We start from the raw sequence: 11,798 nt of genomic DNA, 5'->3' as shown, positions 1-11,798 counted from the left end.
TCCTTCCGCGTCGTTTTCCGTTCCCGTGTCCCGTTCGCCATGCGCCGACTTCCACCCCTGCACGCGCTGCAGATCTTCTCGACGGTGGCTCGCCACCGCAGCTTCACGCGCGCGGCCGAGCAGCTGTGCATCACGCAGGGCGCGGTGAGCCGGCAGATCCAGACGCTCGAGGCGCACTACGGTTTTCCGCTGTTCAGGCGGCATGCGAAGGGCCTCACGTTGACGGCCGAGGGCGAGCAGTTGTTGCCGGTGGTCGAAGAGAGCTTCGCGCGGATCGAGGACATCTCGATGAAGCTCACGCGGCAGCGCACCGATCTCGCGCTGAAGGTGCCGACCTGCGTGATGCGCTGGATGCTGCCGCGCATCATGCGCTTCCAGGGCGAACATCCCGATCTCCACGTGCAGATCACGACCGCGTGGCAGCACGTCGTCGATTTCTCGAGCGAGCCGTTCGATGCGGCGATCGTCTACGGGACGTCGCCGGGCCCGGGCGTCGTCGCGCTGCCGCTGTTCGACGAGCGGCTCACGCCCGTTTGCGCGCCCGAGCTGCGGCAGGCGTCGCCGCTCGGCGCGGTCGGCGATCTCGCGCGCCATACGCTGCTGCATCCGACGCGCGACCACCGCGACTGGCGCGCATGGCTCGACCATGCGGGCGAGCGCGGCGTCGATCCCGCGCGCGGGCCGACGTTCGACACGCTCGATCTCGCGACGAATGCGGCGATGCAGGGCTTCGGCGTCGCGATCGGCGACGTGACGCTCGTCGATGACGACGTCAGCGCGCGCCGGCTCGAACGGCCGTTCGACATCGTGCTGGAAACGGGCGCACGCTACTTCTTCGTCTATCCGGAGAACCTCGGCAGCCAGCAGAAGATCCGCGCGTTCAGCGACTGGATCGCGCGCCATCGCGACTGACGCGCGACGTTCTCCCGCAGCGAGCGTTACTGGTAGGTGACGACGGCGATCATCGGCGCGTTCGCGTTGCCCGGACGATCAGGTAAAACGATTGCGCGGGAGGCCTGCGTAAAGGTCGTGGTCTTGATCGGGCGCAGGCTGGCCGCGTCGACGAACGCGACTTGCCCGCTCGCCGGGCGTGGGCAGTCGGGACGCACGTGCGCATGCGCGGCGTCGGTCGTGTCGAGCGCGAACGAGCACGGCGGCTCGACGATCATGCCGGTGAAGTGGATGATGCCGGACGCGCCGGCGGCAAATGACGAGGACGAGACCAGAAGCGAGGCAGCCAGGGCAAACGAGGCGGCAAACAGGCGATGCTTCATGACAGGCTCCAGAGAGGAAGCGCGTCGCAGCGAGGCCGCTCGAATGGCAGTCCGTCAACGCTGCGGTGCTGTATGCGTAAACGGCAATTTCATCGAACCTCTTGAGTGAGAAACCGGAAATAGCGACGACGAGCAAACGACGCCGCGTTCCTTCAATCAATTTATCTCAAATTTGTGCGGCCGCAAGTCAGGGTATTGCCGATGACGTAAGCTCGGGTGACACGCGTCAATGGATGCGGGATTCGCAGGTGAATCGTTGAGGGCTCAACGAATCGGCAATCCTGAGGAGGACGATTCACCAAAAGAAAACGGCCGCTCGCGTGAGACGAGCGGCCGTTTGCGTCGGAGCGCGGCGTGCGGTGTTCAGCCCGCGCGCTTGCGGATCGCACCCACGACGACGAGCAGCACGATCGCGCCGATGATCGACGCGATCCAGCCCGCGCCCTGGCCCGGCGCATACCAGCCGGCCGCGCGGCCGACGTAGCCGGCGACCAGCGAGCCGATGACGCCGAGCACGATGGTCATCAGGATGCCCATCTTGTCGTCGCCCGGCTTGAACGCGCGGGCGAGGAGGCCGACGATGAGCCCGACGACCAGGGTTTCGATGAATTGCAGCATGAACGCCTCCCTATGGCTGTTGCGCTGTTGACGAAAGGAAGTTGACCCTTGCAGTGCGCAAGGGTTCCACACGACGGCCGGCCGCCGCGTGGCGTGCCGAGTATCGCATGCCGGCGCGTCGTGCGGATGTCAGGCTGCCGGCACACCGGCTGCCGGATCGAGCCGGCGATACCCTTCGGTCGCATTCAGCAGCGTGCGCGTGTAGTCGCGTGCAACCTGCCCGGCCCGCACGTCCTCGATCCGCAGCTGTTCGACGATCTCGCCGTGCTGCATCACCGCGACGCGCTGGCACAGGAAGCCGATCACCGCGAGGTTGTGGCTGACGAGGATCATCGTCAGGTTGCGTTCGCGATGCAGGCGGCGCAGCAGGTTCAGGATTTCCGCCTGCACCGATACGTCGAGCGCGGAGGTCGGCTCGTCGAGCAGCAGCACGCGCGGCTCGACGATCAGCGCACGCGCGATCGCCACGCGCTGCCGCTGGCCGCCCGACAATTGGTGCGGATAGCGGAAGCGGAACGACGGGCCGAGGCCGACCTCGGACAGCGCGCGGGCGATCCGCGCGTCGGCGTCGCCGATCGCATGGATCGACAGCGGCTCGCGCAGCGTCTGGTCGACCGTGAAGCGCGGATGCAGCGATGCGTACGGATCCTGGAACACCATCTGCACGTGCCGGCGGAATGCGCGATCGGGCGTGCCGCCGACAGGCCGGCCATCGATCGACAGGCTGCCGCCCGCGAGCGGCACGAGGCCGGTCAGCGCGCGCAGCAGCGTCGACTTGCCGGAGCCCGATTCGCCGACGAGCCCGAACACTTCGCCGTCGCGCACCGCGAAGCTCGCGTCGCGCACCGCGTCGACGTGACCCGTGCGGGTCGGGAAACGGATCGATACGTGATCGACGTCGATCATCTCGAGGCCTCCTGGGGACCGGCGAGCGCGGCGGTCGGCGGCATCGCGTCGAGCCATGCCGGGTCACGCCGCAGCACCGGCAGTTCGTCGGGCGGGTTCGCGAGCGGCGGATTCGCCGCGAGCAGCCCGCGCGTATAGGGATGCGACGCGTCGCGCAGATCGCGCGCGGCGCAGGTTTCGACCACGCGGCCCGCATACATCACCGCGACGCGGTCGCAGAACGACATCACGAGCGGCAGGTCGTGGCTGATGAACATCAGGCCCGTGTCGTGCCGCGCGATCATCGCGTCGAGCACCGCGAGCACCTGCATCGACACCGCGACGTCGAGCGCGGACGTCGGCTCGTCGGCGATCAGGAGGCGCGGGCCCGTCGACACCATCATCGCGATCATCACGCGCTGGCCCATGCCGCCCGACAGCTCGTGCGGATACGCATCGGCGACGCGCGCCGGATCGCGGATCTGCACGGCCGCGAGCGCGTCGACGATCCGCTCGCGCAGCGCGCGGCCGCGCAAGCCGGGCTCGTGCCGCCGGAACGCTTCGCCCATCTGCTTCGCGACCGTCATCACCGGGTTCAGCGAATATTTCGGGTCCTGCAGGATCATCCCCATCTGGCTGCCGCACAGGCGCCGGCGTTCGCGCGGCGACATCGCGAGCAGGTCGTGGCCCGCGAAGCGCATCGTGCGCGCCGACCAGCGCGCGGCGTCGGGCAGCAGGCCGAGCAGCGCGCGGCCGGTCAGCGATTTGCCGGAGCCCGATTCGCCGACGATGCCGAGCCGCTCGCCGGGCGCGAGCGTCAGCGACAGGTCGCGCACCGCGTCGGTGACGACGCCGTCGTGCCCGCGAAAACCGATCTTCAGCCCGTCGATCTCGCAGAGCGGTGCCGGGGTGGCGATGGAATTCAATGACATGTCACGCTCCATGACGCGGATCGAAGACGTCGCGCAGCCCGTCGCCGAGCAGGTTGAACGCGAGGCTGACGAGCAGGATCGCGATACCGGGCAGCGTCGCGACCCACCATGCGTCGAGGAGCACGTTGCGGCCCGACGCGACCATGAAGCCCCATTCCGGGCTCGGCGGCTGCGCACCGAGGCCGAGAAAGCCGAGGCCCGCGACGGTCAGGATGATGCCGGCCATGTCGAGCGTCGCGCGCACGATCACCGACGACATGCACAGCGGCATGATGTAGCGCAGCAGGATGCGCGGGCCCGACGCGCCTTGCAGCCGCGCCGCATGAATGTAATCGGCCTGCGCGATGCGGATCGTCTCCGCGCGCGCGAGCCGAGCATACGCGGGCCACGCGGTGATCGAGATCGCGACGACCGCGTTGATCACGCCGGGGCCGAGCGCGGCCGCGAAGGCGAGCGCGAGCACGATCTTCGGGAACGCGAGCGCGATGTCGGTGATGCGCATCAGCACGCTGTCGACGAACCCGCCGCAATAGCCGGCCGTCGTGCCGATCAGCAGGCCGATCGGCACGACGATCACGACGACGAGCAAGGCGATGCCGAGCGTCAGGCGCGATCCGGCGATCAGCCGCGAGAGGATGTCGCGGCCGAGCTGGTCGGTGCCGAACCAGTGCGACGGCGAGCCGGGCGGCAGCAGCCGGTCGGACAGCACCTGGCGCAGCGGATCGTGCGGCATGATCAGCGGGCCGATGATCGCGACGACGATCAGCGCGACCAGGATCGCGAGCCCGAACAGGTTGAGCGGATTCGTGGCGAACCGGCGCCAGCGGCGGTACGCGAGGCCGAACGCGGCCTGCGAGCGCGACGCGGGCGCATCGGACAGCAGCCACGCGCGCAGGGTGAGACGCTCGGCATTCATGATCGAGTGGCCTTCGGCATCGGTGCAACAGGAAGCAGGATGAAAACGGTCATATCGAAGCGGCCCTCAGCGCGCACGCGGATCGAACACGCGGTACAGCGCGTCGGTCAGCAGGTTGACGGTGATGAACATCGCGCCGATCACGAGCGTCGCGCCGAGCACCGCGTTCATGTCGGCGTTCAGCAGCGCGCCGGTCAGGTACGAGCCGAGCCCCGGCCACGCGAACACGATCTCGGTCAGCACCGAGCCTTCGAGCAGGTTGCTGTACGTGAGCGCGATCACGGTGAGCAGCGGCACCGCGATGTTGCCGAACGCATGCCGCCAGATCACGCGGCGCTCCGAGAGGCCCTTCGCGCGCGCGGTGACGATGTATTCCTGGCTCAGTTGGTCGAGCATGAAAGAGCGCGTCATCCGGCTCAGGTATGCGACCGAGTAGTAGCCGAGGATCGCGGCCGGCAGCGCGATGTGCGACATCGCGTTGCGGAACACGTCCCATTCGCCGGCGAGCACCGCGTCGATCAGCAGGCTCCCCGTGCGCGGGTCGACCATTCCGTCGTACACGGGATCGAGCCGGCCGGGCCCGCCGACCCAGTGCAGCCGCGCATAGAACAGCAGCAACCCCATCAGCCCGAGCCAGAACACGGGCACGGAATTGCCGATCAGCCCGACGAAGCGTGCGACGTGATCGATCGGCCGGTTGTGTTTCACCGCGGCCGCGACGCCGAGCGGCACGCCGATCGCGATGCCGATCAGCGTCGCGATCGTCGCGAGTTCGAGCGTGGCCGGAAACACGCGCCTGATGTCGTCGAGCACCGGGTTCGCGGTCAGCAGCGACATGCCGAGATTGCCGTGCAGCACGTCGCGCGCGTAGATCAGGAACTGCGTGGCGAGCGGCTTGTCGAGGCCGAGTGCGATGCGCTCGGCCGCGTACGCGTCGGCCGACGCGCGATCGCCGAGGATCGCGAGCACGGGATCGATCGGTACCTTGCGGCCGATCACGAACGTCAGCGCGAGCAGCCCCGCGAACGTGACGGCGAGCGTGAGCGCCCAGCGCAGCACGCGCAGCGTCCAGCGTACGGCCGGGCGCCGCGCGGGCAGCGTGCGCAGGGCTTCGAGGGAGGAGGCGGGAGTCGACATGCGGTGAATCTTAGCGCTTCTTCGGGAGGCGGCGCCACACAGTATCCATATATTCGAAGCGCGCTGATGCCTTCGACGCAACCCGCAGTCGAAATGGACCGCTCGCCGCCGTTCGAATCAAGAAAACGAAACTGGTGCGGTCGAATCATTCGATATTGATTTTGGGCGGGCCAGAGAATCAAAAGTCACTCTATTTAACAATTTTATTGAAGGCCTCGTATACGTAGTAACGGAAGCTGGATTTTTCGCGTTGCAGCTTCTGCGCCCTTTCGATCAAAGTTGCTGGTGCAACGGTATTACATCGTTTCTTCTTCAATCGGATAGGAATGGCATATGAATGCGGTGACGAAAACCCTTGTGGATGCACTGCGCCATCCGAGCGCACGCCTTAGCCAGCGTCTTGGAATATGGATCGGCACGCTCGACCTCGGGCTCGACGTGCTCGACTTCAAGGTACGCGCCGGGTTTTGCAGGGACTACAAGGTCGATGTCACGGTTACCTCGCCACATCTCGATATCGATGGCAAGCAGTGCGTCGGACGGCGCGCAGGCTTGCAAATTGACGAGCGGGTGGCTGTCCCGTCGGTCAATTACGTCGATCCGGTCGAGCATGCCGCAGCCACCTTCAATGGCATCGTCACGCGCTGGAAGCGTATCCGTACGAGTCGCGACGAGGCGGCTTACCAGTTGCGCATCGAGCCCAGGTTTGCCGCTCTGCTCAAGCGCGTGCATGGCTCGCGGGTATTTCGCGACAAGAGCCTGCAGGAGATCATCACCGAACTGGTTGTCGATCGGCGGAACTTCGACGCGTTCGATATCGAATTCAACCTGGAAGGCGTGAAGGAGAAGCTTGAGCAGGTGGTTATGTACGAGGAGTCCGTCTGGAACTTCATCGCACGTCATTGCCGCCGAAAAGGCATTTTCTGGTTCTACAAACAGGGACGCGGCAAGCAGGGGCAGCTCGACACCGTTGTATTTGCGGACAATCCGCGCGCCTATGTGCGTTCGATCGAAGTGCCGCTGATGCCGGATTCCGGCCTCACGGGTAACTGGCACGAGGCGGTGCTTTCACTGAATGGCGAACGCACGTTGGTGCCGGCCGAGATCGAGGTGTGGGAGCGCAACTATCGCACGCCGGAGGATCCGCTGTGCGCGACGGCGACCGTTTCGGACGAGAGCGGTGACCGCTCGGTGTTCGGCCGGATCAACCGTAGCGCGGAATTTCACCTGACGCAGCAAGGGGGCGAGGCGCTGGTGCAAACGCGACGCGACGAGCAGATCGCCCGTCAGGTCACTCTGTTCGGTACCAGCAACGTGAAGGGCCTCATGCCGGGTGTGGTGGTGAAACTTGGCAACACGAAGATGCGCGGCGCCGAATACGGGTTCGTGATCACATCGATGGAGATGAAGGGCGGGCGCACCAAGCCGGCGCACAATACCTTCAAGGCGATGCCCGGACATCTCGGTTACCGGCCGAAATTCGACTACGAAAAGCATTGGCGTTTTCTGGAAGGGCCAGTCGCCGGCGTTGTAGCGACGTTTGACCGCGCACCCTATGCGTGTATAGACGAGCACGGGCGCTATCCCGTCCTGCCCAAGTTCCTGCAGGGGTCGGACAGCGCCGACAAGCAGTTGCTGAATCTGCGCCTTGTGCGTCCGTCGTCGTCGTATCAGGCCGGCTTCCATTCGCCATTGCTGCCGCAGACGGAGGTGCTGCTGCAGGGGGAACACAACGACGTCGATCGCTTGCTTATATCGGGCGCGCTGCACGACTATTCGAACCCGGACCTGGTGCATGGTGCGCAGGCGATGTTCAGCTACGCAATCTGGCGCTCGCCGCTGCGGGGCGCGGAGATCGTGTTCAACGACCTGCGAGAGAAGGAAAGCGCGCGCATCGCCACGGTCTACGGCCAGTCGGCGGTGAATCTCGGTTATCTGCTCGACAGCAAGAAATTCAAGCGCGGAGAGGGAATCGACGTCACGACTCGTGCGTGGGGCACGATGCGTGCGGAGAAGGGGCTGTATTTTTCCGCGGACTCGACAGGTGGTGCTGACACGCCGCACCTCGACATGCCCGCTGCCATCCAGCAGCTGAAGGCAGCGCTGCAGCACGTAACGGAACTGGCCGATGCTACACGGCAGGCGAAGGTAGAACCGGCCGACCGGGCCACGCAGGCGGCACTGCTGGACGGATTGAACCAGCTTCGTGACGCGGGGCTGCTCGCGAGCGCGCCCGGCGGCATGGCGTTCGTGACGCCTAAATCTGCCCAGCACTCGGCGGGCGAGAACGTGATCGTCACGGCGGGCAAGCACATGGACGTCAGCGTCACCAAGCGGCTGCGGATGATGGCGGGCGAATTGATTTCGCTGTGTGCCCACAAGCTAGGCATCAATCTGACCGCCTCGAAGGGGAAATTGACGGCTATGGCCCTGACGGACGGGATGGATCTGTTCGCGCAGAAACAGTTGCGTGTCGCGAGCGAGAGTGCGGACGTCCAACTGGCGGCAAAGTCGAAAATCACGCTCAACAGCGGCGGGGCGTCGCTGGTCATCGAAAACGGCAACATGACGTTCCACTGTCCCGGTGCGTTCGTTATCAAGGCGGCGTCGTTCACCTTCGAAGGGCCGGACAACGTTGCAGCGCCATTGCCACTCCTGCCAAAAATCGGCCTGAAAATTTCCGACCATTACTCGTCGTCGCATTGAAGCCATGATCATCAGCCCTCCTTTTTTGCCCGCATCGGGTCTGTCGTCCAATGATGCGTCGAGGCCGGACCTCATGATGGACGCCGTCGACCAGTTCGAGATCGGCCATCACGGGGTCTACCCGGTCGCCTTCGACCGGCGTTTTCACGGCGGCATTCATCTGGCGCCGAGCGAGCAGCACGAACCCGTGCGCGCGATTGCCGACGGTGACGTGGTGGCCTATCGGATCTGCAAGAACGCCCTGTCCGATGGCAGGATCGATCCGACGACAGGGCAGCTGGAACGGAACTCGAATGCCGGTTTCGTCCTGCTCAGGCACACGACCGACACGGGAGACGGGCGCACGATCACGTATTACTCGCTCTATATGCACCTGCTGGACATGACCGGGCAGCAAGATGTCGCGCCTCAACCGAACGATCCGCCAGCGACCGGATCGGCGAACGCCCTGCCGAAATGGCTGCTCGATACGGCAGAGGGCAAGGATGGCGTGGTTCAGCCGGGCGGTACGAAAAAGGTGTATCGCAAGGACATACTTGGTTATGTCGGCTGGCATCAGGGTGTTCGGCATCTGCACTTTGAAATCTTCATGGCAGACGATGATTTCACGGCCTGGTTCGAGCAGGACGGCCACAAGGTTCAGCTAGGTGAAAAGAACCCCGTTCAGCCTACGTCGGGCGACTATTGGGGACATACGTATTTTGTCATTCCCGGCCCGATGGATTTCGTGCCTCAGCCGGCGGGTATGAGTGACGCCTGGTTTCCTCCAGTGCAGGGCGGTTCAATTGGTGAAAACGACACGCTCTATGTCGAAGCCTGGTTCAACAAGGGACGGCGCTATACGCAGGCGTGGATCGACCGCGGCAACAGTGGTAGCGTCACCTTGCTCACGCCTGCCCCGGTCGCTGACCCGTACGACAACGACACGAAGCAATACGAGTACGACCTGTATCAGCGTTCGATGGCGCTCTATTCCGATTGCCCGAGCGATGGCTACGAAATGCTTCGGTTTGGGCGCATTCTCTCGGACGATCCGACGCTCTCGGGTGCGGCTTGTGATACTTGGGTCGCGGTGCCAGTCGATGAGAACGGAAGCCAGGGATATATCAACATCGCATCAGACGCGATCGTCAAGCTTTCTGATGCGGATTTCCCGTTCTTCAAGGATTGGCAAAAGGTCGATGACGACAATACGCTATTCAATCACGATGGACTCTGCGGCTACGATGAGCTTTGCCGTCTGACTGGCGTCGCGGATCCGCAAGCCGCGTCCGGCATGATCTCGCCGCTCGAATACGACAGGAACAACGACGATAGCGTCAACCTGCAACTCGCAGGCTACGTGCGGAACGCAGCGGGCGCGCGCGAAAAACTTAGGGGACTGGTGTGCAAGGCGCGCAGCGAGTGGGACCCGTCCGACAACGACGAGCGGTATCAGGGATTGAACGAGCCGGATGGATTCTTCGGTAAGCAGAAAGATACCAATCCGGACGGGTACGAGAAGTTCATTGAATTCTTGAGCAAGTTCCAATTTCTGGATAAGACGCCGCTTGCTGGACAGAAGGTCTGGTTTTTTCATCCCTTGGCGTTTATTCGGCATTTCAGGAAGTGTGCGTGGTTGAGCGCGAGCGAATTCAAACAGTTGTTGCCAATAGAGGTCCTGCGCGAAGCAGGAAACCACCGGTTGTATTACGAAGAAGTGGCCTATTCGAGGCGCCGATCAGATATCTCTAACGCTCATCGGGTTCCGTTGAATTGTGCTTTGCGAAAATACACTGTTTCTTCGCCTGGTCGCATGGCGACGTTCTTTGGAAATTCTTTGCAGGAAACCCAATGGCTTGAAAAATTGCACGAGAACAATCGTAACGAGTGGTACTACCCGTGGGATGGTCGCGGATTTCTGCAGATTACACATTCGTCAAATTACATCGGCTACTGGGATTTTCGTGGACGCAACGCTCTGATCTCGCAAACCACACGCAACGACTTGGCACACGCGCAGGCCCAAGCCGATGGGCATCGAGCACAGGCCCGAACTTATTTAGCGGATCCAGTCAGTGGCGTAACGCCTGTAATGCTAACGTGGCGCGAGCAAGTCGGTGCTGAGGGCCAGCCTGTAACACCCGAAGACACCTTTGCTCCTGCCGATAGTGCCGGGTACTACTGGGCAAAAATGGGTATGGGGCGTTACGCTGATAGGCCAATCATCTTGGAGCGGCGTGCAGTAATTGCTACGCGACCGCCGGACCGTCAACGTCCCCGTCCGAACCCACCAGTCAGCAAGATCTATTATCACAGCATGAATTTTCGGGACGCGTCGGCTGCTGTGAACCTTCCTGCTGCCGTAGGCCGTCTCCATAAACCATTTAATGGCTATATCGCCCGGTGCGTGGCATTCGCGCAAGCGCTAGCGGTGCTGGCGGAAGTCAAATTTCCAGACGAATCAGGCGCTCCCTCACACGAGTTTCCTGAGGGGCGCATTCCCCGGAGAGATTGAGTATGCGTGACAAATTGAGTGCAATTTTGATTGGGATAATTTTCCTATTCGTCCAATTTGGATCGTACGCCAAAGGTGGAACTTTCTTAGGCGATAAACCATCGAGGCTTGTAGTCGATATGGGCGAGCAATGTGTAATTAGTATTGTTGACTATTTCAATGGCCACTTGGTCAGCGGGATGCCATTAAATGCGTCTTACTGGACGGAAAAGCCACCAATTAAAAATGCATTTTCGAAGTTCGGTATTAATTTTGCATGCGTTAATTTTGTCAAAAAATCGAAAAACGAAGTCGCACGCCAATATGGTGCTCTCTATGATGAATATGGAAAAAAGTGGATCCCTTATTTCGAGAGCGCGAGAGATAAAGAGCTTCTGGGTGCATTCACCAATGTGTACAACCTGGAAGCGGTCAACGGGAACGGATTCTATTTGATCCAGGACGATAAGGATGGTGATCCAGGTCAGCGCGAGCGCTACTTGTCATTCTGTATTTTTCACGAAGGTATGGCCGTATGTGGTGGTGAACCTGTCATGTACCTTAGTGATCCGAATGGCAGTCTGCTCTCATATGTTATTGAAGTCCTTCGCAGCGTCGAATTCGTTGATACTTCAGGATCAAAACCCGTGGCAGCAAGTGTCCCTGTCGCGCAATGATCCGATATCACTCCACGATCTTCAGAAAGAAGAACGGCCACTCGCCGTCGACGAAGCTAGTCCGAACGGAACGATGGCGCTAGAAGAAAACCCCAGTTGCGGGCGGCACGATCATGTATTGCCCGGATATTTCCGTCTTCGATCATGGTGCAATTAAGTGTCAACTTTTGACGGTCT

General features: G+C 62.3%; 10 protein-coding genes. 4 read left to right on the top strand and 6 right to left on the bottom strand.

The window, feature by feature from the left end; all coding sequences use genetic code 11:
* Positions 1–39: 39 nt before the first annotated feature.
* A complete protein-coding gene (locus CFB49_RS23505) occupies positions 40–912 on the top strand; it encodes a LysR substrate-binding domain-containing protein (RefSeq protein WP_089437114.1) in 873 nt (290 codons plus the stop codon).
* A 26-nt stretch (positions 913–938) separates the two neighbouring features.
* Here CFB49_RS23505 and CFB49_RS23500 read toward each other — a convergent pair whose 3' ends face one another.
* The 6 genes from CFB49_RS23500 to CFB49_RS23475 form a co-directional block, all read right to left on the bottom strand.
* A complete protein-coding gene (locus tag CFB49_RS23500) occupies positions 939–1,274 on the bottom strand; it encodes a hypothetical protein (protein ID WP_069617997.1) in 336 nt (111 codons plus the stop codon).
* 363 nt (positions 1,275–1,637) lie between these two features.
* Positions 1,638–1,892, bottom strand: a complete 255-nt coding sequence (locus CFB49_RS23495; protein ID WP_069617996.1) for a GlsB/YeaQ/YmgE family stress response membrane protein — start codon at positions 1,890–1,892, stop codon at positions 1,638–1,640.
* 129 nt (positions 1,893–2,021) lie between these two features.
* Positions 2,022–2,798, bottom strand: a complete 777-nt coding sequence (locus tag CFB49_RS23490; protein ID WP_069617995.1) for an ABC transporter ATP-binding protein — start codon at positions 2,796–2,798, stop codon at positions 2,022–2,024.
* Positions 2,795–3,709, bottom strand: coding sequence for an ABC transporter ATP-binding protein (locus CFB49_RS23485; protein ID WP_089492455.1), 915 nt, complete (start codon positions 3,707–3,709; stop codon positions 2,795–2,797). Before CFB49_RS23485 ends, CFB49_RS23490 begins: the two co-directional genes overlap by 4 nt.
* Before the next feature lies 1 nt (position 3,710).
* Positions 3,711–4,625, bottom strand: coding sequence for a nickel transporter permease (gene nikC / locus CFB49_RS23480; RefSeq protein ID WP_069617993.1), 915 nt, complete (start codon positions 4,623–4,625; stop codon positions 3,711–3,713).
* A gap of 66 nt (positions 4,626–4,691) precedes the next feature.
* Positions 4,692–5,762 (bottom strand): ABC transporter permease, encoded by a 1,071-nt coding sequence (locus CFB49_RS23475; protein WP_089492454.1) that lies wholly within the window; start codon positions 5,760–5,762, stop codon positions 4,692–4,694.
* 333 nt (positions 5,763–6,095) lie between these two features.
* Between CFB49_RS23475 and CFB49_RS23470 the strand changes: the two genes are divergently transcribed.
* From CFB49_RS23470 to CFB49_RS35910, 3 genes are read left to right on the top strand one after another with little or no spacing between them, the layout of a single operon-like run.
* Positions 6,096–8,468: a type VI secretion system Vgr family protein gene (locus tag CFB49_RS23470; RefSeq protein ID WP_089436664.1), complete on the top strand. Its 2,373-nt coding sequence runs from the start codon at positions 6,096–6,098 to the stop codon at positions 8,466–8,468.
* Positions 8,469–8,472: 4 nt separating this feature from the next.
* Complete coding sequence (locus CFB49_RS23465; protein ID WP_089492453.1) at positions 8,473–10,965, top strand: M23 family metallopeptidase; 2,493 nt, start codon at positions 8,473–8,475, stop codon at positions 10,963–10,965.
* Between the two features lie 2 nt (positions 10,966–10,967).
* Complete coding sequence (locus tag CFB49_RS35910) at positions 10,968–11,621, top strand: hypothetical protein (RefSeq protein WP_143329312.1); 654 nt, start codon at positions 10,968–10,970, stop codon at positions 11,619–11,621.
* Positions 11,622–11,798: the final 177 nt, after the last annotated feature.

The organism is Burkholderia sp. AU17457 (genome assembly GCF_002223255.1).
GTDB classification, from domain to species: domain Bacteria; phylum Pseudomonadota; class Gammaproteobacteria; order Burkholderiales; family Burkholderiaceae; genus Burkholderia; species Burkholderia sola.
The sequence above is the reverse complement of the archived record's forward strand: the minus strand, read 5'-3'. Positions and strand labels throughout refer to the sequence as shown.